The organism is Litoribacter populi, assembly GCF_007483685.1.
GTDB classification, from domain to species: domain Bacteria; phylum Bacteroidota; class Bacteroidia; order Cytophagales; family Cyclobacteriaceae; genus Litoribacter; species Litoribacter populi.
In genome coordinates this window covers 2948112-2973947 of sequence record NZ_VMKN01000001.1, presented here as the reverse complement: position 1 = coordinate 2973947, position 25836 = coordinate 2948112, and the positions used below count along the sequence as shown (strand labels likewise).

The 25836-nt window shown below is 41.9% G+C and carries 29 protein-coding genes and 2 tRNA genes; 15 read left to right on the top strand and 16 right to left on the bottom strand.

The features are described 5' to 3' along the window. Positions 1-9: 9 nt before the first annotated feature. Positions 10-459 (bottom strand): peroxiredoxin, encoded by a 450-nt coding sequence (locus FPL27_RS12885; RefSeq protein ID WP_143961478.1) that lies wholly within the window; start codon positions 457-459, stop codon positions 10-12. A gap of 202 nt (positions 460-661) precedes the next feature. Here FPL27_RS12885 and FPL27_RS12880 point away from each other — a divergent pair, with 202 nt between their 5' ends. From FPL27_RS12880 to FPL27_RS12850, 7 genes are all read left to right on the top strand, one after another. Next, positions 662-1108, top strand: a complete 447-nt coding sequence (locus FPL27_RS12880) for a hypothetical protein (RefSeq protein WP_143961477.1) — start codon at positions 662-664, stop codon at positions 1106-1108. 174 nt (positions 1109-1282) lie between these two features. Continuing rightward, positions 1283-2086: a DMT family transporter gene (locus FPL27_RS12875; RefSeq protein ID WP_143962161.1), complete on the top strand. Its 804-nt coding sequence runs from the start codon at positions 1283-1285 to the stop codon at positions 2084-2086. Continuing rightward, positions 2083-3558: a nicotinate phosphoribosyltransferase gene (locus FPL27_RS12870; protein ID WP_143961476.1), complete on the top strand. Its 1476-nt coding sequence runs from the start codon at positions 2083-2085 to the stop codon at positions 3556-3558. The genes FPL27_RS12875 and FPL27_RS12870 overlap by 4 nt, the downstream gene beginning before the upstream one ends. Then, a complete protein-coding gene (gene prs / locus FPL27_RS12865; RefSeq protein WP_317129444.1) occupies positions 3548-4321 on the top strand; it encodes a ribose-phosphate diphosphokinase in 774 nt (257 codons plus the stop codon). The genes FPL27_RS12870 and prs overlap by 11 nt, the downstream gene beginning before the upstream one ends. A 146-nt stretch (positions 4322-4467) precedes the next feature. Further along, on the top strand, positions 4468-5079 hold the full coding sequence (gene pncA / locus FPL27_RS12860; RefSeq protein ID WP_143961475.1) for a bifunctional nicotinamidase/pyrazinamidase: 612 nt from the start codon (positions 4468-4470) through the stop codon (positions 5077-5079). Between the two features lie 55 nt (positions 5080-5134). Beyond that, entirely contained in the window at positions 5135-5926 is a 792-nt protein-coding gene (locus FPL27_RS12855; RefSeq protein WP_143961474.1) for a PhzF family phenazine biosynthesis protein, read from the top strand. 68 nt (positions 5927-5994) lie between these two features. After that, on the top strand, positions 5995-7116 hold the full coding sequence (locus tag FPL27_RS12850) for a glycosyltransferase family protein (RefSeq protein WP_143961473.1): 1122 nt from the start codon (positions 5995-5997) through the stop codon (positions 7114-7116). A gap of 1 nt (position 7117) precedes the next feature. Here FPL27_RS12850 and FPL27_RS19825 read toward each other — a convergent pair whose 3' ends face one another. Beyond that, positions 7118-7291: a hypothetical protein gene (locus FPL27_RS19825; protein ID WP_185974372.1), complete on the bottom strand. Its 174-nt coding sequence runs from the start codon at positions 7289-7291 to the stop codon at positions 7118-7120. Positions 7292-7296: 5 nt separating this feature from the next. Beyond that, positions 7297-8349: a saccharopine dehydrogenase family protein gene (locus tag FPL27_RS12845; RefSeq protein WP_143961472.1), complete on the bottom strand. Its 1053-nt coding sequence runs from the start codon at positions 8347-8349 to the stop codon at positions 7297-7299. A gap of 177 nt (positions 8350-8526) precedes the next feature. On the opposite strand from FPL27_RS12845, the gene FPL27_RS12840 reads away from it, so the two are divergent. From FPL27_RS12840 to FPL27_RS12830, 3 genes are all read left to right on the top strand, one after another. Further along, the gene (locus FPL27_RS12840; RefSeq protein ID WP_143961471.1) at positions 8527-9087 is read left to right on the top strand and encodes a LemA family protein; all 561 of its coding nucleotides are present in this window, start codon (positions 8527-8529) and stop codon (positions 9085-9087) included. A 4-nt stretch (positions 9088-9091) separates the two neighbouring features. Next, positions 9092-10045: a M48 family metallopeptidase gene (locus FPL27_RS12835; protein WP_143961470.1), complete on the top strand. Its 954-nt coding sequence runs from the start codon at positions 9092-9094 to the stop codon at positions 10043-10045. A gap of 177 nt (positions 10046-10222) precedes the next feature. Then, a complete protein-coding gene (locus FPL27_RS12830) occupies positions 10223-10621 on the top strand; it encodes a hypothetical protein (RefSeq protein ID WP_143961469.1) in 399 nt (132 codons plus the stop codon). A gap of 175 nt (positions 10622-10796) precedes the next feature. On the opposite strand, the gene FPL27_RS12825 is transcribed toward FPL27_RS12830, so the two are convergent. Then, on the bottom strand, positions 10797-11432 hold the full coding sequence (locus FPL27_RS12825) for a peroxiredoxin (RefSeq protein WP_143961468.1): 636 nt from the start codon (positions 11430-11432) through the stop codon (positions 10797-10799). Between the two features lie 356 nt (positions 11433-11788). Between FPL27_RS12825 and FPL27_RS12820 the strand changes: the two genes are divergently transcribed. Further along, a complete protein-coding gene (locus FPL27_RS12820; RefSeq protein ID WP_143961467.1) occupies positions 11789-12445 on the top strand; it encodes a DUF6266 family protein in 657 nt (218 codons plus the stop codon). 70 nt (positions 12446-12515) lie between these two features. On the opposite strand, the gene gap is transcribed toward FPL27_RS12820, so the two are convergent. After that, complete coding sequence (gap, locus tag FPL27_RS12815; RefSeq protein ID WP_143961466.1) at positions 12516-13514, bottom strand: type I glyceraldehyde-3-phosphate dehydrogenase; 999 nt, start codon at positions 13512-13514, stop codon at positions 12516-12518. A gap of 205 nt (positions 13515-13719) precedes the next feature. On the opposite strand from gap, the gene FPL27_RS12810 reads away from it, so the two are divergent. Further along, positions 13720-13791 (top strand) — tRNA-Glu (locus FPL27_RS12810). A 26-nt stretch (positions 13792-13817) separates the two neighbouring features. Continuing rightward, positions 13818-13889, top strand: a tRNA-Glu gene (locus FPL27_RS12805). Between the two features lie 224 nt (positions 13890-14113). Here the strand turns inward: FPL27_RS12805 and FPL27_RS12800 are convergent. The 11 genes from FPL27_RS12800 to pdeM form a co-directional block, all read right to left on the bottom strand. Next, positions 14114-14782 (bottom strand): TIGR02117 family protein, encoded by a 669-nt coding sequence (locus tag FPL27_RS12800; RefSeq protein WP_143961465.1) that lies wholly within the window; start codon positions 14780-14782, stop codon positions 14114-14116. A gap of 128 nt (positions 14783-14910) precedes the next feature. Next, positions 14911-16368 (bottom strand): hypothetical protein, encoded by a 1458-nt coding sequence (locus tag FPL27_RS12795; protein ID WP_143961464.1) that lies wholly within the window; start codon positions 16366-16368, stop codon positions 14911-14913. 8 nt (positions 16369-16376) lie between these two features. Continuing rightward, positions 16377-19262, bottom strand: coding sequence for a TonB-dependent receptor (locus FPL27_RS12790; protein WP_143961463.1), 2886 nt, complete (start codon positions 19260-19262; stop codon positions 16377-16379). Positions 19263-19485: 223 nt separating this feature from the next. Beyond that, entirely contained in the window at positions 19486-19827 is a 342-nt protein-coding gene (gene gldC, locus FPL27_RS12785) for a gliding motility protein GldC (protein WP_143961462.1), read from the bottom strand. Between the two features lie 109 nt (positions 19828-19936). Further along, on the bottom strand, positions 19937-20599 hold the full coding sequence (locus FPL27_RS12780) for a 3-oxoacid CoA-transferase subunit B (protein ID WP_143961461.1): 663 nt from the start codon (positions 20597-20599) through the stop codon (positions 19937-19939). Between the two features lie 24 nt (positions 20600-20623). Continuing rightward, the gene (locus FPL27_RS12775; protein ID WP_143961460.1) at positions 20624-21319 is read right to left on the bottom strand and encodes a CoA transferase subunit A; all 696 of its coding nucleotides are present in this window, start codon (positions 21317-21319) and stop codon (positions 20624-20626) included. A 6-nt stretch (positions 21320-21325) separates the two neighbouring features. Then, positions 21326-22270, bottom strand: a complete 945-nt coding sequence (locus tag FPL27_RS12770; protein ID WP_143961459.1) for a bifunctional riboflavin kinase/FAD synthetase — start codon at positions 22268-22270, stop codon at positions 21326-21328. Beyond that, a complete protein-coding gene (truB, locus tag FPL27_RS12765; protein ID WP_143961458.1) occupies positions 22267-22944 on the bottom strand; it encodes a tRNA pseudouridine(55) synthase TruB in 678 nt (225 codons plus the stop codon). The genes FPL27_RS12770 and truB overlap by 4 nt, the downstream gene beginning before the upstream one ends. A gap of 44 nt (positions 22945-22988) precedes the next feature. Continuing rightward, entirely contained in the window at positions 22989-23198 is a 210-nt protein-coding gene (locus FPL27_RS12760; protein ID WP_143961457.1) for a DUF3098 domain-containing protein, read from the bottom strand. Between the two features lie 3 nt (positions 23199-23201). After that, the gene (locus FPL27_RS12755; RefSeq protein WP_143961456.1) at positions 23202-24077 is read right to left on the bottom strand and encodes a cell division protein FtsX; all 876 of its coding nucleotides are present in this window, start codon (positions 24075-24077) and stop codon (positions 23202-23204) included. 59 nt (positions 24078-24136) lie between these two features. Next, on the bottom strand, positions 24137-24814 hold the full coding sequence (gene pdeM, locus FPL27_RS12750; RefSeq protein ID WP_143961455.1) for a ligase-associated DNA damage response endonuclease PdeM: 678 nt from the start codon (positions 24812-24814) through the stop codon (positions 24137-24139). Between the two features lie 346 nt (positions 24815-25160). On the opposite strand from pdeM, the gene FPL27_RS12745 reads away from it, so the two are divergent. Then, positions 25161-25508: a hypothetical protein gene (locus FPL27_RS12745; protein ID WP_143961454.1), complete on the top strand. Its 348-nt coding sequence runs from the start codon at positions 25161-25163 to the stop codon at positions 25506-25508. A 13-nt stretch (positions 25509-25521) separates the two neighbouring features. Next, positions 25522-25836: a hypothetical protein gene (locus tag FPL27_RS12740; RefSeq protein ID WP_143961453.1), complete on the top strand. Its 315-nt coding sequence runs from the start codon at positions 25522-25524 to the stop codon at positions 25834-25836.

The following is a 25836-nucleotide window of genomic DNA, read 5'->3' as shown; positions in this document are numbered from 1 at the left end:
AAAAAATCTTTAACTCTTCACCTTGCCCAAATTCTCAATCATATTTTGAATGTGTTTTTTTGCTCCGAAAAGATCTTGAAAAACAGCGGCCACCTTGTGCTCCTCATCCAAAAGGTAAGTTACTCTCTTAGGCATATTGATTATAGGTATAAGAGCATCATATGATTTGCAAACTTTGCCGGAGTTGTCTGATAAAAGTTCGTAAGGGAGGTTATGTGCCTTCTTGAACTTTTCATGTGATTCTATACTGTCCCGGCTGATACCGAAAACAGGGACGTCAAAAGTTTCGAAATTATTCCGAAATGAACATACCTCAGCAGTACAACCTTTGGTGAAATCCTTAGGGTAGAAAAACAGGATGCATGCTTGTCCTTCCAAATCTTTTGACAAAGTTATCTTCTTTCCGCCAGTGGCGGATAATGTGAAATCAGGGGCCTTCTGGCCGGTTTTAAGTGACATATTACTAATCAGGTTTGTAGAATAAAATTATGGCTGGTAGGTTATTGGTTTACTTTCATTCTATATGGAACCAATCTTCAATATTTTTAGTTGCTTGACCATGGTAGAACCCATCATAAATGATTAGGAATTAATTAATTATATTTTTTTTTAAATCAACCATGTGTGGTGAAATCCCAATGCCAATACCTAACCAATTCCTATGCACAATTATATAATGAATGAAATCGATTTGATGAGGAAACATGGGGTTGATTTTAAAGAATATAATGAAAATTCACTTTTGATTGATAATGAAGTCCACTTCGATTGTCAGCATTGCTTCGATTTTGTAGGTGGGAAAATCTCTGTTTGCTATGAGAAAATACAGAAGGTTTTATTAGTTGAATATGAGTTTAAGACTTTCCAAAACACCCATATGTGTTTGATAGAGCTCAATGATTTAACTAAGTCTTGGTGTATTATTGATCAAAGTGTCCAGCATTTTATCAATGTTCACATTGGTTTTGCAGGAAAAACGGGAATCGGGGATATTAAGGTCAACCTTAATACTTGGAAAGAAAAGGCCAAGGCTGAAATACTAATGGTAGCCTATAAATTTTATTTTGCTTCCGTTAAGAAAGTAGGAGGATTAAAGAGTAAAGTTTAAAGGGGTGAGGTCCTTTACCTATGTAAAATTGGTATACCTTTGTAAATACATCAATAAAAAAATAGAAGGGGTTAATCAGCCTCTTCTATTTTTTTGAGGGGTTCTTCTCATCTTACAAAAAATTACCAACACTTAAAATTCAAGTTTCTTTTGAGTAATAAGAGCATTCAGCACATGCTGCTGGCCGGAGTGTTTTTCTCTATCATGAACGTGTCGGTGAAATACATTTCACACCTGCCAGCAATTGAAATAATCTTTTTTAGGTCACTGTTCAGTTTTATATTCACTTTTGCCATACTTAAGAAAAAGAGCATTCCACTTTTTGGTAACAATAAAAAGCTGCTAATACTTCGCGGCGTGGCGGGTTCAATCGGACTTATTTCCTTTTTCTACACCTTACAAAACATCCCTCTGGCCAGTGCGGTTACCATTCAATATCTTTCTCCGATTTTTACCACCGTATTGGGGATTGTGATAGTTAAGGAGAAGGTTAAACCTTTACAGTTTTTGTATTTCGGGATCGCCTTTGCAGGTGTCTTGATGATAGAGGGGTTTGACCCGAGGATTTCACCTTGGTGGCTTGCGGTGGGCATTATTTCGGCATTATTTTCAGGTTTGGCATACAATATCATTCGGAAATTGAATGTGAGTGAACACCCGCTAGTGATAGTGTTTTATTTTCCCTTGGTTACTTTACCCATTGTAGGGTTGATTAGTATTTTTGCGTGGGTTCCTCCCCAGGGCTGGGATTGGGCAATCTTGCTGGGAATAGGTATCTTTACACAGTTTGCACAGTATTTTATGACCATGGCCTATCAAAATGCACAACTGTCTAAAATTGCTAGCCTCAATTATATAGGTATCGTGTATGCACTTGGCTTCGGCTTCTTGCTCTTTGACGAGACCTATGATTTGTTGATCTACCTCGGGATGATGATGGTGCTGGCAGGCGTGATTTTAAACTTGAGAAATAAATGAAGATAACCAAAGACCTGTATCAAAGCTCCTTGGCGCTTTTGACGGATTTTTACCAATTGACCATGGCTTATGCCTATTGGAAGTCAGGGAAAGCAGAGGAAGAGGCAGTTTTTAACCTTTTTTTCAGGAAAAACCCCTTCCAAGGAGGCTTTACTATCGCTGCAGGGCTTGATTATGTTATTGACTACTGCCGTAATTTTCATTTTGACGAACAGGATTTGACTTATCTGGCTGAAATGAAAGGTAAGTCTGGTGAAGTGATGTTTGAGCCTGCATTTATCGATTACCTTCGGGAAATGAAGTTTTCCTGTGACATAGACGCTGTGGAAGAAGGATCCGTTATTTTCCCCAATAGCCCCTTGATTCGGGTAAAAGGTCCCTTGATTCAATGCCAGTTACTAGAAACACCTTTATTGAACATTACCAATTTCCAAACCCTTATCGCCACCAAAGCGGCCCGAATCGTGTTAGCTGCAAAAGGAGAGGATGTGTTAGAGTTTGGCCTGCGCCGGGCTCAGGGAATTGATGGGGCTTTGGCAGCCAGCCGGGCTGCCTATATTGGTGGCTGTGCATCCACTTCCAACGTGATGGCGGGAAAACTCTTTGGAATACCCGTTTCAGGCACCCACGCCCATAGCTGGATTATGTCATTTGATACGGAAATGGAGGCATTTAAGGCTTACGCAGATGCACTTCCCGACAATTGCGTTTTCCTGGTCGATACGTATGACACTATCAAAGGGGTTAAAAATGCTATTGAGGTTGGGAAAGCCCTTCGGGAAAAAGGCAAGGAAATGCTTGGCATAAGGATAGATTCGGGGGATTTGGCCTACTACAGCAACAGAGCTAGGCAATTGCTTGATGAGGCCGGGTTCCCAGAGGCCAAAATCGTGGCCAGCAATGATTTGGACGAACATATTATGTTTTCACTGAAAGTGCAGGAATCCTCAATTAATGTGTGGGGGGTAGGCACGAAGCTAGTCACTGCATATGATCAGCCGGCTTTAGGCGCGGTCTACAAGCTTTCTGCTATAAAGAAGGAGGGTAAATGGATACCCAAAGTCAAAGTTTCCCAACAATCCATAAAAATCAATATTCCAGGTTTTCATAATGTGCGGCGTTTCTACAAAAACGGGGTGGCCAATGCAGATATGATATTTTTGGAAAACGGAGAAAATGATAAAAATGAGTTTTTATTAATTGACCCCATAGATCCCACCAAACGTAAGAAAGTAGGCAGGGATTGGGAAAGTGAGTTGCTATTAAAAAAGATTTTTGTAAAAGGGGAAAAGGTCTATCATAGGCCGGATATCCATACAATAAGAGAGAATACGAAGATGAACTTGGCCAAATTTGACAAGGCCCACAAACGATTGGTCAATCCCCACATTTATGCCGTGGGCCTGGAAGAGTCATTATATACGCTAAGAACATCCTTGGTATTGGAAGCCAAATCTAACAATGGAAGATAAAAAAATTATATTTAGTACAGTAGGTTACCAGTACCTTCAGAGTCAGGTGTTGGAATTGGGAGACTTCAAAAAAGGGGAGGTCGAAGTAAAAACCTTCCCTGATGGAGAGCGCTATCAACGTATCTTGACTACTGTAAGTGGCCGCGATGTTGTACTCATAGGCGGAACAGTAAGTGATTCTGATACTTTGGAAATTTATGATTTGGCTTATGCACTCATCAAGTTTGGGGCAAGATCCATTTATTTGGTGTTTCCATACTTTGGTTACTCTACCATGGAGAGAGCTGTCAGACCCGGGGAGGTCGTAACTGCGAAATCCAGAGCGGTGATGTTTTCATCACTACCAAGGACGAGTTTGGGAAACCATTTCATGTTTTTTGATCTACATACTGAGGGTATCCCTTACTATTTTGAGGGACAGGCTTTGCTTAACCATATTTATTGCAAGCCCATAGTAACCCGTGTGGCCAGGGAGCTTGCCGATGACGGTTTTGTACTGGCCTGTACTGATGCCGGAAGAGCCAAGTGGGTGGAATCACTGGCCAATGACATGGGGGTAAATGCCGCTTTTGTCTTCAAAAGGAGAGTAAGTGGTGAGGAGACAGAGGTGACATCCATCAGTGCAGATGTGGGTGGTAGGGACGTGGTCATCTATGACGATATGGTCCGCACCGGTGGTTCGTTAGTCAATGCCGCCAAGGCCTACAAAGAAGCAGGTGCCCAAAAAATCTATACCATTACCACCCCATGGCCTATTCAATAATTTTGCGATTGAGAAAATCAGAGACAGTGGAGTGATTGAGAAGGTCATCACCACTAATACTTATCCCCAAACCAATGACCACAACGGTTTTTTGCAGATCGAAAGCGTGGCCCCATTGATCGTTGAAAGATTAAACATGAAATAATATGAAAGCTTTAGTGATTGTAGATGTTCAGTATGATTTTTTGCCGGGCGGGGCTTTAGCCGTGAAGGATGGGGACAAAATAATCCCTGTGATCAATTCTTTGCAGCCTAAGTTCGACTTAATTGTGGCAACCCAGGATTGGCACCCGGCCGATCATGGGAGCTTTGCCAGTAACCATCCCGGTAAAAATGTGGGTGATATTACCCAACTCGGAGGTGTGGATCAGATTCTCTGGCCGGTACATTGTGTGCAGGAAAGTAGAGGAGCAGAATTCCACGCCGATTTGGGTACTAGCAATTGGACAAAGGTATTTCGTAAAGGTACTGATAAGGAAGTGGATAGCTACAGCGGATTTTATGATAACAACCGCCAACAGGACACAGGCTTAGCAGATTTTCTGAAAAATAAAGGCGTATATGAAGTTGTAATAGTAGGTCTTGCTGCCGATTATTGTGTGAAATTCACGGTCTTGGATGCAATCCAAGAGGGTTTTGAAACAACTCTGGTCAAGGATGCTACCATGGCTGTGAACATTCAAGAAGGCGACTTCGACAAAGCCCTCCAGGAAATGCACCAAGCCGGCGCCCAAATCATACTTTCTGACAACCTTTAACCCTTTTAACATCGGTCATCCGACATCCGACATCTGTCATCCAAACATAAAAAACATGCAACTACCCATCATACAAATCGACTCCTTTACTGACACTCCATTTGCGGGTAATCCAGCAGCAGTTTGCCTCCTTCCTGCGCCAATAAGTGAAGAAGGGATGCAGCTGATAGCAGCTGAAATGAACTTGAGTGAAACAGCTTTTATGCAACAGACCGGAGAAAATACCTTTAATCTGAGATGGTTTACCCCAACTACAGAGGTGGACTTATGCGGGCACGCAACACTTGCCTCAGCATTTATGCTATATGAGGAAGGGGTCGTGGCATCTAATGCTGAGTTATTATTTGACACTCGAAGTGGTGAGCTCAAAGTAACCAAATCGGTAGATGAGATTGTCATGGATTTTCCATTGATCGATACACAGGCTCAGGGACACCCATTTTTTGAAAAAGAGTTTTGTGGTAAACCGGTAATTGGAGCTGCAAAGATGAAAGGGAACTGGATCATTGAGTTGGATGGTTATGATGAGATTGAAAACCTGACTCCGGATTTTGTCCAAATTGCCGAGCATAGTGAGGAGGGGATTATTGTCACCTCCAAAGGGAATGATACGCATGATATCTATTCCCGCTATTTTGCACCAAACATTGGTGTGATGGAGGATCCGGTTACTGGATTTGCACATTGTGCCCTAATGGACTACTGGCATAAGAAAACAGGAAAGACAGCTCTAAAAGCCTATCAAGCCAGTCAGCGGGAAGGGGAAATGCGACTGGAACTGCATGGAGACCGTGTGAAAATCTTTGGTAAAGCCATTAAGATTTTTGAGGGGTTTATGGAGGTTTAAAAAAAAGGCGGAAGACGGAAGACCGAAGACCGGAGACCGGAGACGGAAGACCGGAGACGGAAGAAAAAATGAAGAAAATACTTGTAGCAACCAACCATCTCAATTCAATTGGTGGTTCGGAGATGTACACATATTACCTCATAAAGGCACTAAAGAAGGATATTTCTCTTGAAGTGGAGTATTTTACTTTCCAAAAAGGAGAGGTGTCAGAAAGGATTGAAACGGAGCTAGGGGTGCATTTCAAAACAGGTTCTCACTATGACCTTATTCTTGCCAGCCATAATACTACGGTAGCTTATCTCTATGGACAGGGCCCAATTGTCCAGGTGTCTCATGGAACAGTTCCTCCTTTAGAGCAGCCGATTCCATTAGCGTCTGCACATATAGCTGTTTCGGATGAGATTGCCCACCATTTAAAAAGTTTAGGTTATGATTCCAAAGTGATTTTAAACGGTGTGGATTTAGAAGTTTTCGATTCAAATCTCCCTGTTAATAATACCGTTGAAACCATACTTTCACTTTGTCAGAGCGATGAAGCTAATAATTTGATAGGAGAGGTATGTAGGGAAAAGGATATAGAATTCCTTCATCATAACAAATATTCAAATCCCAATTTTGATATTTCAGAAGAGATCAATAATGCAGACATGGTCATAGGGGTGGGGAGGTCTGCATATGATGCTATGGCCTGTGGTAGGCCGGTAATTCTTTTTGACAATAGAAGCTACAATGGCAATAAAGGGGATGGTTACCTCAAACCTTCTGATTTTTTAAACTTTGCCAAATACAATTGTTCAGGGAGATACAAAAATAAACCTCTGAACAAGGCACTTTTAGCACAGGAAATAGAAAAGTATGACCCTAAAGATGGTTTGGAGTTAAGAAAAATTGCTGAAAAGCACTTAGCAATCGACATTAACGCTAGTAATATTCTTGAATTCGGATTCCAGATTCAAGAGGGAAATAATTATGCCGGAACCCTGGGAAGAATGGTAAATTACCTGCAGAATAAAAAACATTTCAATAAGCTGAAGAAAGATTTACGGCACCTATATAAGGAAAGACTAATAAAGGGTGAAAAAATGGAGACCCTTGAGTCGGAAATATCATCACAGAAATTTCCCTTTCAAGTAAAGTTAGCCCTGCAATTTTTTATCAGAAAGCAGAATAGGAAAATGAAAAGGGAATAGATTACCTATTCCTTTTTCTATAATATCTAAATATAACCACCATAAATATTGGCAATAAGACTACTGGCCAATAAGTGAGGAAAAGATCAGTGAGATCCTGATCAGCAGTTTGATCTTGAGCAAATGTAAACATTGGCAACATTGCCAAAAGGGGAGACAATAGAGTTTTTTTCATAGCATTTATTTATCTAGCCACTCTACCCCCTCTATTTCAAATATCAGCTCCGGTCCAAAGAGTTGTGCTGGTGTAAAATACCCATAAGTTTCCTTCATTTCCAAAACTTTTTCGGAAATATGTACGGCCAGTTTGGCGGTTAAAAGGTAGGTTTCAGGCGTCTTGAACCTCAGCTCTACGGCATCTTCCATTCTGTGATTGGTGGCTTTGCCATACACTAAGGCGATTCCTTTTTTGTTTTGCTCTGGGGTAGGGCCGCTGTAGTTTTCGTCTACATATTCCTTAATCATGCCTTTTACCCAGGAATTCTGCAAAATTGGATTGATGAGCAGTTGTGCTTTAAGCAAGTTGTATGTGGTTTTGGATACGGCCGTGTAGACCTCAATATTGTCGATGCCCGTAGAAGTATAGGCTGTAGAGATATCTCCCCAAGGAATGGTCATCGCCCAATTTTTCTTCATTCCAAAATGAATTTCCTTTCCTTCGTGGCCAAGGGGTACGTTTTCAATTTTTCCCTCCTTCCGGACAGCTCCGCCTTTGCCTAGACTTTCTACCATTGTGGCCATTGTACCATGCGACATGGCTCCTCCCAAGCCCATAAAAGCCAACTCCAAGTGCGTTGCTTCTGGTAATTTGTCCTTTAGGAAATTGGCCATGCAGTCTGTGGGTACCACATCAAAACCTACTCCTGGCATGACTATGATTTCATTGTCTTTAGCTTGCAGATCAAATTCCTTGGCCATTTCAAATACCTCAATCTCACCGGTGATATCCAAATAATGGGTTTGGGTAAGAAGGCAGGCTTCGATAAGGTGTTTGGCTGTATGAATGAAGGGTCCGGCACAGTTTAGCAATACTTTTACTCCACTGATGGCGTCTACTATTTTTGGGACATTGTCTAGGGAGAATACCTTGTATTCCAAATCGTAGGTGGCAGCAAGTGACTTGACCTTACTTTCCGTGCGTCCCGCAATGATGGGTTTCAGTCCTTTCAATACGGCTTGCTCCACTACTAATTTTCCTGTATATCCCGTTGCTCCGTAAATAAGAATTGACATAGGTTGTTGGTTAGCGTTATTTTAAAAATAAGGATTTTCAGGTAGAATGGAAAGAGAAGTTTGAGATAAAAAGTATTGAGGCTAGAAAACTACAAAACAGATTTGGATGCTTGCTGGGTATGTGACTTGTATAAAATTGGCTATATTGTAGTAGTTTTTACACTTTAACTTTAGAATATGAGCACAACTGTAATTTTGATCATCGTAGCCGTAGTGGTGGTGATCTTTGTAGTTTCACTTTATAACCGCTTGGTGTCTTACCGACACAACAGAGAAAATGCTTTTGCCGACATTGATGTGCAGCTCAAGCAGCGTCACGATCTTATACCTCAATTAGTAAGCAGTGTGAAAGGGTATATGGAACATGAGGCAGGTGTCCTGACTAGGGTGACCGAGGCCCGTGCCAAGGCTATGGGTGCCTCCAGTATTGAGGGGAAAATAGAAGCTGAGCAAGAATTAACTTCTGCCTTGCAAGGATTAAGGGTCCAAGTGGAGGCCTATCCAGACCTTAAAGCCAATACCAATTTCCTTCAGCTTCAAAATGAGATTTCTGATGTTGAAAACAAACTTGCCGCCTCCAGAAGATATTTCAACTCGGCCACAAGAGAATACAACATTGCTGTAGAAAGCTTCCCATCCAATATCATCGCAGGTATGTTTGGCTTCCATAAAGAGCCTATGTTTGACATAGGAGAGGACAGGCAACGAATGGATCAGGCACCGGAGATTAAATTCTGATTATATGGCTGAAAAGTTTGTAGGTATCCAAACCCAGATTTGGAGAAACAACATCAAGTCCACCTTTTTGCTGTTGGGTTTTCCGCTGTTGGTGTTGGCAGCGGTTTACGCATTCTATTATTTCGTCCTTGTGGATGAGTATGGCAATAGGGACATGAGTTTTATTAATGATTCATTTGTAACCACCATTCCCGGAGTTTTGATTGCCGTGGGTATTTGGTTTGGGATTGCCTTCCTGATGCATAATCGCATGATCAGTAAGGCAGCTGGATCCAGGCCCCTTACCCGAAAAGAGAATATGAGGGTATATAATCTGACAGAAAACCTCTGCATTAGTAAAGGGATGAAAATGCCGAAAATCAACATCATTGAAGACCAGGCGTTAAACGCATTTGCGAGTGGGATTAATGAGAATACCTACACGGTAACCCTGACGAGGGGGATTATGGAAAAGTTGAATGACGAGGAGTTGGAAGGCGTAATTGCTCATGAATTGATGCACATAAGAAACCGTGACGTGAGGTTGTTGATTGTGTCAATCATATTTGTAGGAATTTTCTCCTTTGTCGCCCAGATACTATATCGTAATATGATATACGGAAGTATGATGGGTAGGAGAAGGGATAAAAACCAAAACAACGCCATGATTATTGCTATGGTTATAGCTTTTGTGGCATTCCTGTTGTCTATGGTATTCCGCTTTGCGATTTCGAGAAAGAGAGAGTACATGGCAGACAGTGGTGCAGCCGAAATGACCAAAAATCCAAGAGCCCTAGCTTCTGCATTGAGAAAAATATCCGGAAATTACCAAGTGAAAACAGTGAAAAGCGACGATGTCGCTGAGCTTTTCATCGAAAACCGCCCCGACAAATCATCTGGGATAATGGCGGCTATTACTGGCCTATTTGCCACGCACCCCCCGATTGAAAAACGGATTAAGTTTTTGGAGCAGTTTTAAAAGGTGTACTAAGTAAAAAGTATTAAACCTTCCAGGTCTCGTGATATTTTCATAGACCTGGAAGGTTTTTTTATACCCATAAAACTATGCTGATTTTCAAGGTGTTATATATAAAATATCTTGAGGGGGATGAAAGCGTGGGTTATTTATTTACTTTGCATTTTTGTTATTTGTGAAATGACATATGGGCAGCAAACTGATGTCAGGCAAGAGCTGAATTCTAAAAACCTTGTCTATATTGAGCAGATAGCAAATCACAGGATATCAGATTCTGCCCGGGATAATTTTGACCTGATTACAGTGGGAGACGATAATAAAGCAAAACCTGATAGTGTCCCAATTCAGCAATTTGTAATGGCTAATTTAAGAGGTGTAGAGTGGCAAATTGCCCCTGGGGTCTTGCTCCAACGGATTGGAGACATTAATTTTATTAACTTTATCCAAAGGGGTGATTTTACCCCATTCATTTTTAGCCCTTCACGTTCAGGTAATGTTGTGAACGCCTATATTTTTAACTACCCAAGCCCTATACACCTTCCAGGTCGGCGATTTGTTCCGAGACCTGGAAGGTTTTAACAAGTTCATCAACCAATTTAGCGAAGTTGGGTACATTCCATCGAATTTTACCTTGGTTTAGGATTATCTTCCGGTAACTCCACAACTGATCTGCGACTGAAGTGATGAGTTGGGTATGGAACCTAACCCTCTAACCCTCACGCAACTCGAAGCGTCAGGAATTAACCCTCTAAACCTAAAGATTGGGCTGAGGAGTAGTTCTCAAATATGGCTTGATTCTTTTATGCCCTTTTGGGAATTTATCAGGTATATCAGCATCTGCGATTGCCGGTGCGATCACCACATCTTCCCCGTGTTTCCAGTTTGCGGGAGTTGCTACTGAGTAGTTGGCAGTTAACTGGAGAGAATCAATTACCCGAATCAATTCATCAAAATTCCTCCCTGTACTGGCAGGATAGGTGATCATCAACTTGATTTTTTTATCAGGTCCAATAACAAATACAGATCTAACTGTCGCATTTTCATTCGAATTGGGATGGATCATGTCATAAAGTTCGGAAACCTTTCGGTCCTCATCGGCGATTATGGGAAAGTTAACATCCGTGTTCTGGGTTTCGTTGATGTCCTTCACCCATTCCTTATGGCTTTCGAGCCCATCTACACTTAAGGCTATGACTTTTGTGTTTCTCTTCTCAAAATCCTTCTTGAGCTTAGCAGTAGTACCCAGTTCCGTGGTGCAAACTGGTGTGAAATCAGCAGGATGGCTGAATAGCACACCCCAATTATTGCCCAAATATTCATGAAAATTGATCTTTCCTTCTGTGCTATCCGCGGTGAAGTCTGGGGCTTGGTCTCCAAGTTTTAGTGACATAGTAGTAGGTGGTTGAATTGATAGATTTGATGTTTTGTACAGAACCTCAAAAGAATCAAAAGGTTACAAAATTTTTAAAAGTCATTTGGATAATTATCTCTAAAAGTATAGGGAAGCAATCTTTGGGCATAAAGCTGATATCCTTGGCGATAGGCTTCGTAAATAATTAAACCATTCTAAAAATATAAACCAGTCTTTAACCAGTCTAAAACCAGTGTTCAACCAGTGTAGAATTAGTCTGTGACTGATTAAATATTGGTTAATTATATGTTGGTATAAGCTTAAAGTATGGCTTAATATTTGCTATTGATTTAATTATGTATTATTTTCTTTTAATTTTAACCTAACTATAAAACATGGCAAAAGTAGACATTACTTCAGGTGCTCTAAGTGGGCTATTGGGGAATATGGTATTAGTAAAAATTGGAGATAGGTATTATGCGCGAAAACGGCCAAGAAAAAGAACAAAGGCTGAAAAAAAACGCGTCAGTGAACCTAAAAAACAAACTTATAGCCGGATGAAACAATCCCAGGGATTTTTAAAAATCCTGACGCGGCCCATCGCATTCGGGTATCAAGAGCATATAGATGGGGCTAGGAGGCCGTTTCACGCTTGCCTTTCGCATACTCAAAGCAATGCGTTTAGCCACAATGGCTCTGAGTACGTATTGGATCCCTCTTTATTCAAAATTAGTCTTGGATCCCTTTTGCCTCCGCAAGGTGTCACGGTGGAAAGGACTTCAGAAGGGCTGCAGTTTAGTTGGGAGGACAACTCTTGGATTTCTAGTGCTAAGCCATTTGACCAGGCCTTCTTACTACTATACAATCCTGAAGATATGAGGGTGAAATGGGAGGTTGCTGGGGGCTATAGAAAGGATAAGGGGTATCTATGGCCGCAGCAAAATAATATGGACACATGGAGTGGGCATGTCTACCTGGCATTTAGCCAAGTAAGTGCTTGGGACAAGACTTCAACTGTGCTATCAGATTCTTTGTATTTAGGCTGGGTGTAAAAGTCGTAATGGAGTAAAAAAGGCTGTCTCTAATTCGAAACAGCCTTTATATTTATAAGTCTTTGGAAAATTACATTCTAGCCAACTTCTCAATCAGATCAGCTGTTCTGTTTGAATATCCTGCTTCGTTGTCGTACCAGCCTACTATTTTGACCAAGGTACCATTAGCGGAGGTCAGGTCAGCATCAAATATGCAGGAATGTGGATTGCCTACGATATCAATCGAAACGATGGGGTCTTCTGTGTATTCCAAAATACCCTTCATTGGTCCATCTGCGGCTTTTTTCATAGCTGCATTGATTTCCTCTTTTGTGGTTTCTTTTTTGAGGAGAACCGTCAGGTCAGTAAGAGATCCGTCTGGCACAGGTACCCTCATGGCTACACCGTCAAGTTTGCCTTTCAGTTCAGGAAGTACCAATCCCACAGCTTTTGCTGCTCCGGTGGTAGTTGGGATGATGGAGTAAGCTGCAGCTCTGGCCCTTCTCAAATCTTTATGCGGTGCATCCTGTAGGTTTTGGTCAGAGGTGTAGGCATGCACAGTAGAGATGTATCCTTTTTCGATCCCAAATGTATCGTTCAATATTTTAGCCATAGGAGCCAGGCAATTGGTAGTGCAAGAAGCGTTTGAAACAATTTTCTCATCGCCCTTGAGTATTTCCTCGTTTACCCCCAAAACTATGGTAGGGATGTTGCCTTTAGCAGGGGCGGAGATGACCACACGCTTTGCTCCCGCTTGCAAATGCCCTCCAGCTCCCTCTTCGTCTACAAATCTTCCCGTAGATTCTAATACCACGTCAATATCTAGCTTTCCCCAAGGAAGATTTTTTGGCTCTCTTTCAGCATAAATATCTATTTTTTTGCCATTGACGAGGATGCCGCCATCGGTGTTTTCCACAGTGCCGGCAAATCGGCCGTGAACAGAATCGTATTTAAGCAAATGGGCTAAGGTAGCCGGGTCAGTCAAATCATTGATAGCTACTACTTCTACATTTTCTTTGTTGAGCAAAGCCTTAAAAGTGAGTCTCCCAATACGGCCAAAGCCGTTAATTGCAACTTTTACCTTCGTCATTTCTGTTTATTTGTCTTATTGAGTTGATAAAAACTTCTGCGAATTTACTAAAGATGGGGCGTATTCACTAGTATAAAATATTTGGAGCTAGCAATCAGTGAATTAAAGGAAAAGTACAATTATTTTTTAGGCAGGTTTTGGATTATGAAAAGAACCCTCTATATTTGCATCACCATTCGGAAATGACAAGAAAACAATTCAAAATGGTCCGTTCGTCTAGGGGTTAGGACGCATCCCTTTCACGGATGAAACACGGGTTCGATTCCCGTACGGACTACTCAATTTTCTTGTCATTCCAAATATGGTCCGTTCGTCTAGGGGTTAGGACGCATCCCTTTCACGGATGAAACACGGGTTCGATTCCCGTACGGACTACGACAAAATGATGTTCATACATCATCGTTCAGATTGCCAAAAGCATGATGAATTTTTGTTTTATGGTTGTTAGTGGTTAAAGTGAGTGAAAAATCCCAATCTTTTAGGTTGGGATTTTCATATTTTAGACGTTTTGCTAACCTAACGCAAAGCCCTTGCCAAAGGAATAATTCGATATTACTATATTTTTATATTTCCCTATTCATTATTCCTCTATTTCCTTTTCACTCTAAATAATAGAAGACCCCCCAATCCATAGGTGTCCAAAGTGAATTTCTTAACCCGATTTTTTTCAATCCCCGATTTGTCCAATTGTTACAGGTCCATAAAGCGTGGTATTTGCCTTTAGCCCTATAAAATTGGTCGTAATCGTGGTAACCCTTATGGTCAATCAAAATTGCCTTCCCTTCCTTTAGCTCAAAGGTCTCTAGAATATAATCCACCAACTCTAGATACATCTGCTCCGATACTAATATGCTGCTTGCGTTGTCGCCGACCCGAGGTTTTCCATACATATAATCCACATGCATGGCTGAGGTGCTGGGGATAAAAAGTGCCTTAACAAGAGTAGGAGCCGTTAGGTCTGACATGGTAGGCGTGTTGAGATAAAAGTTTTTTTCACCCCAACCTATAGAAAGGTAAGGTGTCTCAAAATCTCCGAAATGTTTTCCATCCAAAACTTCCTTCCAGTCGTGAGCAGAGTGGGTGGTAGGGAGTACAAAGTCTGCATGCAAGCCATTTGTATGGACAAAAATCTCAACTTCCTTCGGAAAGCTTTCTTTTTCTGGCCCCACAGGAATGATCATGCCCAAAAATGCGAACAGAAAGTAAAAGGCTCCCAATCCGATTATGACAAGCGCTGGGATCAATAATATTCGAAGTATACTTTTCATGTTTTGAAAGAAACCGAAGATAGGGGTGGAAGTTATTACAACTCAAATAATAATTTATGAAAGTTTGTTGAATAAAAAAAATCCCGACCTGAGGCCGGGATTTGGTTGTAAGCGTGGTTTGGTGGGTATTACCTTGGGAGGTCATTGCCTACAAAGTTGTTAGGATTGACCCTTCTGATGTTGGCTCCCCACTTGGTGTTGATAGCGTCAATGAAGGTGTTGGCCACAAATGCATGTGCTCTGGCATTGGGGTGAACCCCATCCACTGACAGTCCTCCGTTTGGCGGAATGATGGATGCGTTAAGTCCGACACCACCTGCTGACACTTGTCCTGCCGCTGCACGGTCAAGAAGGTCCTTGATGTCAGCAAGAACTAACCTGTCAGAATTGCCTTCAACAGCAGCATTGATATAACCATTAAAGGTATTGATCTTGGTTGTGATTTCTTCCTGCTCGGATGGGAGTAATACAAATCGGTCTTCAACCGGATGGCTGATACCTCTGATTCCGCCATTGACTGGCTGACCTAAAGCCTGTGCCAGTGGAAGGGTAGCCCTGTCACCTGCGTTGCTTTGGCGGATAGAGGGAAGACCCAATGCACTCAAATCCGTAAGGGTTTCGTCCTCCATTACAAACCCGTTTTGACCTGCAGAAAAAGCAACGGTCCGCAATTCCCTTTCCTCTTCTGTTATCATTCCTGCTGCTTCTATCTGCTGAAGACCGCCATTGTAAAGAAGGTAACCCTCATTTGCCTGAGCAGCCTGTTCTGCAGTCATTGGGAGTGCGTTCCAAGGCACCAGTTGGAAATATGGGAGCACATTCAAGCTAGGAATATTAGCAACTGCACCTTTTGCTTCTGGGTTGGAAGCAAGCATAGCATCCAGGGCTGCAGAGAGTCTGGCTTGGAAGTCATCATTTGAAGTCAGAATAGAAGGGTTTGAAGCCCCTCCTGTAGCATAGCCAAGCACGTCATTATTTCCTAGCCAAAAGGTAAAGAAAGTACCGCCATTTTGCATAGCAGCGGCTGCATCCCCGACTACGGTGGACTGACCCGGAGCTAATGCGAATCGAGCGTACATCGGGTTGTATGCTGGGTTTTCGGTGCTTTCAGGACCTCCTGTAAGTGGAGTTAATGCTGTGCCCAAAGTGATTCCGGGAACACCAAAGTTATTTAAAGCAGTTTTGTCTCCTGTGTATGGAGCGGGGAAATCTCCAGCCCCGATTGGTGCCGGGCCAGTGGCGCCAGTTTCAGGATTCACGGTCAAAATAAGACGTCCCACGGCGGTGCCACCTGGTCCCATGGTATAAAAACCGTTTTCACTATTAATGCTTGGGACGTTAAAGTCACCACCACCTACTTCTCTCAGCTGTTCTGCTAAGATTACTGCGAAGGAATTTTCTTGTCCTCGGTTGTACAGGGCACCATCCATGTAGCCTGCTGTAAGGGAATTGCCTATGCTGACCATTTTAGTGAAATCAGCCGACCCGGCTGTGGGTTCATGCACCTCCGTTTCCGGAAATTCATAATTACAAGCCGAAAGCGCACCAATAGATAGTAGAAATATATATTGCTTAAGATTCTTCATAGGGCAGATTAATTTAAGAGTTCATCAAAGGTGATGGAAACATAGTAGATAGCTCCAATGGTCGGTCCACCAAAGTTTTGGATATATCTGTTGTTGAATATATTGGATCCGCCTAGCTTGACAATTGATTTCAAGTTAGGAACTTTGTAGCTCACTTGAGCGTCAAAGTTGTGGATCTCAGGAACATCGCCCTGGGCAAATGTCGACTCCCAACGGAAGCCGGTCTGGTAGCGGTAGGTTACATTGAAACCAAGATTCTTGTACACTTTTCTGTTCCCAAACGAAATGTTGGTTTTGTGTTCAGGAGTGTTGAAGTCATTCAGGAAACCTGCTCCAAGGTCAGTGATCAGTCGGTTGAAGTTATAATTACCGCTCAAAGTATAGTTGCTCGGTAAGTTATAAGTTAAGCCTAATGCTGCACCGTGAGCCCTTACTTCCCTATCCACAATATTGGTGTAAGTCTGGAAAGTGTTTTCCTGACCAGGAACAGTAATTGGAGTCAATAGGGTAGGAGCGTTCACTGCATTGATTGCGCCTTCATCCGTGTTAGGCAGTGCGCCTGGGAATACCTGTCCCGGTGCTCTTCTTACAGATGTTTGGGTGATGAAGTCATTGTAAATATTGTAGTAGTAAGCAAAATCCACCATTAATCTATTAGAGGCCAAGAGGCTCTTGTATCCCACTTCGAAAGATTGAACCTGCTCAGGTCTTAGGTCAGGAAGAGACTCAATCTGTACTAATTGTCCGGTTGCTTCTGGGGAAATCGGACTTGCCCCAGCACCTACTGCGGCTGCATAGTTATTTACAGACTCAATCGTGTAGGCATTCTCAAATACATTGTACTTGTCTCTGTAAAACGGCAATCCACCGATTAGCCTAGCTGAAACCACGTTCAGATCAATGTGCTGAGCCTGAGTTGTTGGCATTCTGAAGCCAGTCTGGTAGGAAAGTCTGACATTACTGTTGCCCTGTGTCCACACACCTGAGATTCTTGGGCTAAATTGACCATCAAAATTCTCGTTTTTGTCATATCGAATGGATCCGGTCAATTTTAACCTGTCGTCAAGTACTCTCTTGGAAGCCTGAGCAAAAGCACCATACTCTTCAATTGTAATATCATTTCCTTCCGTATCCGCAAAAATGGTCCCGTTTGATCGAAGGTCATAAACTCTAAAAGATGCGCCCACTTGAAGATCCATGAAGTCTATCTCATTTTTAAAATCATACTGGCCTTCCGCCATATACATTCTAGACTGGTCATTAAATAAGGATCCTTGTGGAATCACATTGGTTCGGATATCGGATTTGGCATTTTCAAAATCTGTAGTGCCAGGCATAAATCTTCCTTGGTCTGCTTGCCCTCTTGCAAACTGGTGCGCGGCGGCTTGCTGTTGAGGAGATCCCATCGCACCTGGTGCTACTTGTTGTTGAGCAAGGGCTCCCATATAATTCAAGGTATATTCACCAAACCAATCCGAATTGTTTTTCCATCGATCATTGATGGCAACGCCAGTCAGGTCAGCTATGTACGAATCACCTGAGTTTTCGATGGTAGTATAACCTCTCACAAAGAAGTTGTCTCCTTTCAGTTCCAGTTTGTGTTGGCTGATTTCAAAGTTATTCAGTGAATATCTTTGTGCGCCAGTATAAACTGACGTACCAGCACCATAATTAAAGGTATAGGAAAGTTCGGCTCTGTCGGTCACTCTATAGTGCAAAGCAGCATTCAACTTATAGTTTTCTGCTCCATAGTCCACCAAATGTCTCTCGTCATAACCTGTTCTGGATACCACCTGATCAGGAATACTGCTCAAATAACCACCAAGACCCATTCCTTGGGCCGCTTGTTGCACTCCAGCCACATTTCTTAAAAGTCCGATGTTATTAGAAACCTCGTCTCCAAACACATGGACTGCATTGGCTCCGGGGTTGAAAGGAAGGTCGCCTTGAGCGGCTCTGTTAAGGTCGGTTCTGTCCGTACCATACCAGTCCTCAGCTCTCATAAATGAACCATTTACTTTGAAGGCAAACTTGTTGTTGAATGCATGGGCATATCTAATAGAGCCCTGATACATTGGTTGTGCACTTTGAGGCTCTCCTGGACGGCCATTGATGTGGTTTACACCTTGCTGATAAAACGCACTCAAACCCTGATATTCAAATGGGTTTTTACTGTTTACCAAAAGGATACCGTTAAAGGCGTTTGGTCCATAAAGGGCGGAGGAAGCGCCTGGAATAAATTCCACGCTCTCCACATCCAATTCAGACGGGCCGTTGAGGTTGCCGATAGGGAAGTTCAAAGCCGGAGCTTGGGTGTCCATTCCATCGGTCAATTGAACAAATCTGGTGTTTCCGGTAGAGTTGAAGCCACGGGCGTTGATGATTTGGAAGTTGATGGAAGAAGTGGTCACATCCACACCTTTCAGGTTTGCGATTCCTTTATAATAGTTGTCGGCTGGTGTTTCTCGAATAGCTAGGATATCCATCTTTTCGATAGTCACAGGAGACTGAAGGATGCTTTCCTCAACTCTAGAGGCTGAAACTACCACTTCCTGACCTAACATGGTCTGCTCCATTAAGCTTATTTTTAGGTTACTTACGTTAGACTCGTTGATAGTTAACTCTTGAGAGGCAAACCCCACCATGGAAAAAACCAAGGTCATAGGAGGTTCCTGGTTTACTCTTAAACTGAACCGACCATTGTTGTCGGTGATGGTTCCGATTACTTTGCCTTTCACAACGATATTAACACCGATTAAGGTTTCGCCGGTTTCGGCATCTGTCACTGTACCGGATATATTGGTCTGTTGGGCCAATACAGTGAAAGGAGCCAAGGAAACTATGGCGAACAGTAGGAACACTGAGAGCCACATTTTGCTGGTAAAAATTTTCATACGCATTAGGAGGTTTATTGCTTTTTCTAACCAATTTCGGTTTAATGTTTTTAAACCGTACCTAAATATATATGAAAATATTAAATACTATCAATAGGTATTTAACTTATTTTTTTAATTTTTTGGAAACTATAATCAGTGAAAAAACAACTTTAGGAGGGGGTAGGTACAAAAAAAGAGCAGGTTATCTACAACCTGCTCTTTTTATAGCCTAATTTATGCGTTATTGCTGCTTTTTGTTTTCTTCGTTGACATGTTCTACTAAGCGGTCACAAAGAGCTTTCATTTCCTCTGACATATATTCATCCCCGGTACTGGAAAGAATAGTTTGTGACATACCACCTAGAATATCAATGTAGAACCTCTTCATTTCCACCACGGACAAATCCTGCGTCCATAGATCAATCCTCAGGGTGTTATTGTTCAAATTATCCCAAACATTCAAACTGATGCTTTTGGTAGTTTCCATTCCGTCAACTTCTTTATCAGAAGCATCCCACTCGATTGATTTAGGAAGATTTTTTTCGTCTAATGTAACTTTAAATTTTATCTCTGAAGTTTTCATAGTTTTCCACTTGCGGTTAGTCAAATGCTAAATTACTAAAGAAAAGAAACTTTTCCTTATACAGAGACTTTTCCTTTTAAAAATATAATTCGGGTAAGAGGTCTGAAAATTAGCTACCAAATGACATTTCAGGTATTTCGCCCTCTATAACCAACCTTCCTTCTGTTTTTTTCTTGATTTCCTCCACAGAGACACCAGGAGCACGTTCTAGCAGTTTAAAGCCTCCCTCTGGCAAAACCTCCAACACGGCCAGATCTGAAACAATCTTGTTGACGCATTTAATCCCAGTTATTGGCAAAGAACATTCTTTCAATAGTTTAGATTTTCCATCGCGGCTGCAATGCTGCATGGCTACAATGATGTTTTTGGCGGATGCCACCAAATCCATTGCACCACCCATACCTTTGACCATCTTGCCTGGAATTTTCCAGTTGGCAATGTCACCGTTTTCGGAAACTTCCATTGCACCGAGAATGGTCAGATGCACATGGCCTCCTCTGATCATGCCAAAAGATTCAGCCGAACTAAAAAGGGACGAGCCCTTTACCATTGTAATGGTTTGCTTGCCAGCATTGATAAGGTCGGCGTCCACATTCTCCTCAGTAGGGAAGGGGCCAATACCTAATAGTCCGTTTTCGGACTGAAGCACCACTTCCAGTTCGTCTGGAATGTAATTAGCCACCAAGGTGGGGATACCAATGCCTAAATTTATATACTGCCCGTTTTTCACCTCTTTGGCAATTCGCTGGGCTATTTGATCCTTATTTAACATTTTTGGGTAGGGTTAAAAGTGAATTTATTTGCGGACGGTTTTCTGTTCGATGCGCTTTTCGTAATCTTTTCCTTGGAAAATCCGCTGCACATAAATACCTGGGGTATGGATGGTATTTGGGTCAAGTTCACCCGCTGGTACCAATTCTTCTACCTCGGCAATGGTAATTTTACCGGCAGCAGCCATCATGGGATTGAAGTTCCTGGCAGTGCCTTTGAAAATCAGGTTCCCGGCTGTATCACCTTTCCAGGCTTTGATAATGGAAAAATCGGCCTTCAGGCATCTTTCCATGAGGTAAAGCTTTCCGTCAAATTCTCTGATTTCCTTGCCATCAGCTACTTCGGTACCCACTCCCGCAGGTGTGAAAAATGCAGGAATCCCCGCTCCACCAGCTCTGACTCTTTCTGCCAGTGTCCCCTGAGGAATAAGTTCCACCTCAAGTTCTCCACTCAAAAGCTGCCTTTCAAACTCGGCATTTTCGCCTACATAGCTGGAAATCATTTTTTTGACCATCCTTTTTTTGAGCATGAGTCCAATACCAAAATCATCCACGCCTGCATTGTTGGAGATGCAGGTCAGTTCTGAAATATCCTTTTTCAAAAGAGCCGTGATGCAGTTTTCCGGAATTCCGGAAAGACCAAATCCTCCCAACATCAAAACGGAATTACTTGTAATGTCGCGGATGGCCTCATCAGCATCCTTTACAGTTTTATTGATCATACTGTTTTATTTATTTGGGTTTAAGTGCCTAAAAATGTTCTCGGCAGACATTTTATCTTCGATAAGTTGTGCCTTAAGTGCTTCTAAATTGGGGAATTTTTTCTCAGGTCTCAAATAATGGACGAAGTTTATCGTGATCCGCTCATCATAAAGGTTGTCAGAAAAGTTAAACAAATGGACCTCGACTGTTTTGGATTGTCCATTCACAGTGGGGCGGTTACCGATGTTGAGCATGCCCTCATACTGCTGTTCCCCCACTATTGCATTCACCGCATAGACTCCGTCGCTGGGGATTAGCTTGTAATCATTGGGAATATGGATATTAGCTGTCGGGAAACCGATAGATCTACCTATCTGTTGGCCTTTGATGACAATTCCATTGAGCTCATAGGGGCGGCCTAAATATTCATTAGCAGTTTCGATCCTGCCTTCTTCCAATGCTTTACGGATTTTGGTGCTGGATATGCCTACCTGGTCAATGTCCTCCCGGGAAATTTCCTCCAACTCAAAGCCATATTTAACGATGTTTTCTTTTAGATGCTCAAATCCTCCCTCGCGGTTTTTGCCAAACCTGTGGTCATAGCCGATTACCAGCTTTTTGGTTTTGAGCTTTTCGATTAGAATCTTTTGTATAAACTCCTCAGAGGTTAGTTGCGAGAAAGCTTTGGTAAATGGTATGGTGACCAGGTAGTCAAGACCAAATTCCCTCAGTTGTTTGGACTTCTCTTCAAATGTTGAAAGAAGTCTGAGGTTGTGTTCGTTTGGATAGAGGACCAGTCGAGGGTGAGGCCAAAAAGTGATCAGCACGGTTTCTCCGTCGGCCTGGTTAGCAATTTCCCTTATCCTGGAAAGAATTTTTTGATGGCCTAAATGTACTCCGTCAAAAGTGCCGCTGGTTACTACGGCATTTTTGATCTCAGGAAGATTTTCCAGGCCTTCATATATTTTCATTCTCTCTCTTTTTTTATTTTGTCAACAAGTTCGAGTACGTTCTCGGCCTGTTCGATTCTAAACTCACCGATTCTGGTGCGGATCAGCTTGGACATGTAAGCGCCCACTTGGAGTTTTTCGCCCAAGTCTCTAGCCAGACTTCTTATATAAGTGCCTTTGGAGCAAACAATTCTAAAATCAATTTCGGGTAATTCAAACCGTGTGATTTCAAATTCAGAAACCGTTACGGGGCGAGGATCCATCTGGACAGTTTGACCTTTTCGGGCCGATTCATACACGCGCTTGCCATCTACTTTAATAGCAGAGTGCATAGGCGGAATCTGTAAGATATCACCTGTTAATTCTGCTACAGCCTCATTAACCTGCAGCAAAGTCAAATGGGAGGGGTCTGCGACTTCCACAACCTCCCTTTCCAAATCAAAGGATTCCGTGGTGCCACCAAGGACAAAAGTGCCTGTGTATTCTTTTTCCTGTGCCTGATAAGAGTCGATGCTCTTGGTTTTTTTTCCTGCACATACAATTAGCAGACCAGTCGCCAAGGGGTCCAAAGTGCCTGCATGACCCACTTTTTTGATTTTTAAAGCATTTCTGACTTTCTTGACTACGTCAAAGGAGGTCCATTCATACGGTTTGTCGATGAGGTAAACAGCTTCAAACGGTTTTTCTTCCTGCATTATGTTTTTTTCAAATGGCAATCACAATTTACCCTTATGGGTGATTATTGCTTTTTAGGTTTGTAGAATATGGCGTAAAACTCGAACAGGAAGCCAAAAAGGGCGATAACTGGTCCCAGGGTTAACCCCATGAACCCAAAACCATGAGGCTCGCCATCGAGTCCCATGATCACAAAGCCGATTACGATGATGGCAATGCCTATCAGCATCAATTGATAATTCTTTTTCTCGAAGGGGAAATGGTTTTGACTCATGATTTAATATAATTCGTCCAATGTCATGTTTAAATATTTGTTTACCGCTCTAAGGGTGCTCAAAACGGAAAGCAGCGCCCCTGCTAAGATTAGTGCGCCAAAAAGGATAAGCAGTAGTTCGTAATTCTGAAGGACGCCGAAGCCGTCAACATTTGCTTTAGCGTACTCAATTAGACCTAACAAAAGCGCAGAAGCGAAAATTCCTGCCAAAGCTCCAAAGAAGAAGGCTCTACCAAGGAAAGGTTTTCTTATAAACCCTCTTGTAGCTCCCACCAGCTGCATGCTTCTAATCAGGAATCGCTGGCTGAAAAGGGCCAAGCGGATGGTATTGTTGATCAGCATGATTACGGTGAACACCAATATAAGAATAAAGGCCCCCATCACCATACTTACTTTCATTAGGTTTTGGTTAATGGACTCCACTAGGTCGTTCATGTAGGTGACTTCAAAAACCCCATTTAGACTATGGATATCCTCTACTATTTCCTCGATCTGCTCGGAGGTTTGGTATTCTTCGGCAATAGCCAAAGTATAGCTATCCCTCAAAGGATTGTCATCCAAAAATTTGCTAAAGTCTTCTCCGGTGTCAGCTAAGAAAGATTCCGCAGCCTCATCCCTGGAGGTGAAGTGTATTCTTTTTTGATCGTCTTTGCTTAATATGTAAGGTTGGGATTCCAACCAGGTGCCGATTTTTTTCTTTTCCTCCTCGGAAATGTTTTTATTCAAGAAAACCTGTAACTCTATATTTTCTCGGATAATGGAGGTAAGTGTTTTGGCTTGGATTACGATTACGCCAAAAAGTCCAACTATGAAAAGGGAGAGGGTGATGCTGAACAGCACTCCAAAAAATTTAAAGCTCCCAACTTTTTTTTTCTTCATAGAGGTAAATTAAATGTATGTCTACCCAAAATTAATCAGGTATATGGATTAAACCAACCTTATGGGTTTAAATTGAAAAGAATCACTTTGGTATTGGTAACTAAATAGAGTCGGTCGGATGCTTTTGTCTGTACTATGGCCAAACCTGTAAATTTTCCAAAGGCGGGAAGGATAAGCTGACAAGGGCGGTAAAGGAAGCAAGGAACCTTGATTTTTCGAGCGCCTGTTCCACCTGCGGAGAAACCTGGATGAATGTGTCCACAAAGATTAATCTTACCCTCAACAGTTTCTACCAAGGGCTCATGACTTAAAATCAAGTGTTCTAATTCCAATGGTTGATTGATCACTTTGATGGTTGAGCTTTGGTAGATTTTCATTGGTAGGATGTCATGGTTGCCTTTTATCAGGACAAACTCGATATCCTCAAACCCTTCTAAAAATTCTTCCAAACGGATCCATTGTGCATTTATAGCACTATGAAAAAGGTCACCCAAAAAGTAAAAATGCGTGGGCCTATAAGTGTGGATTAATCGCTCGATGATTTTGTAATCTTCTAAGTGTACTGCTTCAGGTACAGCAATCCCAGCTTTTCGAAAATGTCCCGCTTTTCCGAAATGTGTATCCGCAATAAAAATGCTATTAGTCTCAGGGCAATAGGCTGCTTTTTCCTTGAGAAGAAAAAGTGGGGAGCCTATTGAAGTGGTGATAAAAGGGGATTGTGCTTTCAATTCTTGCATGCAATATTGATAACGGCTTTACAAAATTAAAATTGGGTTACCGTTCCGGAGAAATTGGAAATTATTTTTGAAAAATAGCTGAAAAATACCCCGATCGGGGTATTGTGCTGAGAGGGATAACATTGGTAAATTTGTATTCAACCACTCTTGATTTTTCACACTGAAATAGTTTGACATTTAATGTCTATGCTATAAAACTAATTGGATCATTTTATTTCTTTGTCAAGATTTTTAATTTAAATACTTTATGCCACAACTTCAAACAATAAGTAAATGTGAACATGAAACTCATTGGGCCAATCTGAAGAGGTCCGATGTGGAGATTCTTTTTAAATACATTCCCCTTATGGAAGCGGAATTTCAACGAGGTGAGAAGGAGTTGGGAAAACCATTGTCTACTAGTGCAGCTGCGCAATATTATGATTTCACGGATCTTAAATGGGCATTATACAAAGACATGGCCTTTTTGGGTTTGGTAACGGCAGGTGAGTTTGATCAAGCTAATTTAGGGAAATACGTTTCAGAGTTAGAGCAAGAAAAAAATCCTGATCCTATAGCATGTTTCCGTCTATTAGCTACAACGGTACAGGGTAATAATTATCCCAGTGGGTTTTTTGAATATTTGATCAAACTTAAATATGTGCTACAAATTCTTCAAGGTTTGAAAAGATCTTTTCAGGCAGAATTGAAATAGTAAAAAGATAGATATGTGGATAGCATCAGCAAACGGTTTTGTGTTAATCGAAACTGCGGAAGAAGGGAAAGGCAATATAATGATTAAAGCTTTCTGTAAGGAGGATTTTGTAGGAATGGTGGACCAAAAGCGGATTTCGGCTGGAAAAGATCCTTGTGGTTATTTTTTTGCTAAAATAGCCAAGCAAGAGCTTGCTGATATTCTGGTCAAGCTTGTGAAAAGTGTGGATTACGAAAATTTTGAGGATGCCATCTCAAGTCATCCTATCCAAGTAAGGAAAAAAGATGTCTATGTGCGCTTTTTAAAAGATGTAGGGGCATTATATTAA

Bases quoted from the DNA above. Each gene is read 5' to 3' on its own strand.
- FPL27_RS12885 (WP_143961478.1), bottom strand. From the start codon at position 459: ATGTCACTTAAAACCGGCCAGAAGGCCCCTGATTTCACATTATCCGCC.
- FPL27_RS12880 (WP_143961477.1), top strand. From the start codon at position 662: ATGCACAATTATATAATGAATGAAATCGATTTGATGAGGAAACATGGG.
- FPL27_RS12875 (WP_143962161.1), top strand. From the start codon at position 1,283: ATGCTGCTGGCCGGAGTGTTTTTCTCTATCATGAACGTGTCGGTGAAA.
- FPL27_RS12870 (WP_143961476.1), top strand. From the start codon at position 2,083: ATGAAGATAACCAAAGACCTGTATCAAAGCTCCTTGGCGCTTTTGACG.
- prs (WP_317129444.1), top strand. From the start codon at position 3,548: ATGGAAGATAAAAAAATTATATTTAGTACAGTAGGTTACCAGTACCTT.
- pncA (WP_143961475.1), top strand. From the start codon at position 4,468: ATGAAAGCTTTAGTGATTGTAGATGTTCAGTATGATTTTTTGCCGGGC.
- FPL27_RS12855 (WP_143961474.1), top strand. From the start codon at position 5,135: ATGCAACTACCCATCATACAAATCGACTCCTTTACTGACACTCCATTT.
- FPL27_RS12850 (WP_143961473.1), top strand. From the start codon at position 5,995: ATGAAGAAAATACTTGTAGCAACCAACCATCTCAATTCAATTGGTGGT.
- FPL27_RS19825 (WP_185974372.1), bottom strand. From the start codon at position 7,291: ATGAAAAAAACTCTATTGTCTCCCCTTTTGGCAATGTTGCCAATGTTT.
- FPL27_RS12845 (WP_143961472.1), bottom strand. From the start codon at position 8,349: ATGTCAATTCTTATTTACGGAGCAACGGGATATACAGGAAAATTAGTA.
- FPL27_RS12840 (WP_143961471.1), top strand. From the start codon at position 8,527: ATGAGCACAACTGTAATTTTGATCATCGTAGCCGTAGTGGTGGTGATC.
- FPL27_RS12835 (WP_143961470.1), top strand. From the start codon at position 9,092: ATGGCTGAAAAGTTTGTAGGTATCCAAACCCAGATTTGGAGAAACAAC.
- FPL27_RS12830 (WP_143961469.1), top strand. From the start codon at position 10,223: ATGACATATGGGCAGCAAACTGATGTCAGGCAAGAGCTGAATTCTAAA.
- FPL27_RS12825 (WP_143961468.1), bottom strand. From the start codon at position 11,432: ATGTCACTAAAACTTGGAGACCAAGCCCCAGACTTCACCGCGGATAGC.
- FPL27_RS12820 (WP_143961467.1), top strand. From the start codon at position 11,789: ATGGCAAAAGTAGACATTACTTCAGGTGCTCTAAGTGGGCTATTGGGG.
- gap (WP_143961466.1), bottom strand. From the start codon at position 13,514: ATGACGAAGGTAAAAGTTGCAATTAACGGCTTTGGCCGTATTGGGAGA.
- FPL27_RS12800 (WP_143961465.1), bottom strand. From the start codon at position 14,782: ATGAAAAGTATACTTCGAATATTATTGATCCCAGCGCTTGTCATAATC.
- FPL27_RS12795 (WP_143961464.1), bottom strand. From the start codon at position 16,368: ATGAAGAATCTTAAGCAATATATATTTCTACTATCTATTGGTGCGCTT.
- FPL27_RS12790 (WP_143961463.1), bottom strand. From the start codon at position 19,262: ATGAAAATTTTTACCAGCAAAATGTGGCTCTCAGTGTTCCTACTGTTC.
- gldC (WP_143961462.1), bottom strand. From the start codon at position 19,827: ATGAAAACTTCAGAGATAAAATTTAAAGTTACATTAGACGAAAAAAAT.
- FPL27_RS12780 (WP_143961461.1), bottom strand. From the start codon at position 20,599: ATGTTAAATAAGGATCAAATAGCCCAGCGAATTGCCAAAGAGGTGAAA.
- FPL27_RS12775 (WP_143961460.1), bottom strand. From the start codon at position 21,319: ATGATCAATAAAACTGTAAAGGATGCTGATGAGGCCATCCGCGACATT.
- FPL27_RS12770 (WP_143961459.1), bottom strand. From the start codon at position 22,270: ATGAAAATATATGAAGGCCTGGAAAATCTTCCTGAGATCAAAAATGCC.
- truB (WP_143961458.1), bottom strand. From the start codon at position 22,944: ATGCAGGAAGAAAAACCGTTTGAAGCTGTTTACCTCATCGACAAACCG.
- FPL27_RS12760 (WP_143961457.1), bottom strand. From the start codon at position 23,198: ATGAGTCAAAACCATTTCCCCTTCGAGAAAAAGAATTATCAATTGATG.
- FPL27_RS12755 (WP_143961456.1), bottom strand. From the start codon at position 24,077: ATGAAGAAAAAAAAAGTTGGGAGCTTTAAATTTTTTGGAGTGCTGTTC.
- pdeM (WP_143961455.1), bottom strand. From the start codon at position 24,814: ATGCAAGAATTGAAAGCACAATCCCCTTTTATCACCACTTCAATAGGC.
- FPL27_RS12745 (WP_143961454.1), top strand. From the start codon at position 25,161: ATGGAAGCGGAATTTCAACGAGGTGAGAAGGAGTTGGGAAAACCATTG.
- FPL27_RS12740 (WP_143961453.1), top strand. From the start codon at position 25,522: ATGTGGATAGCATCAGCAAACGGTTTTGTGTTAATCGAAACTGCGGAA.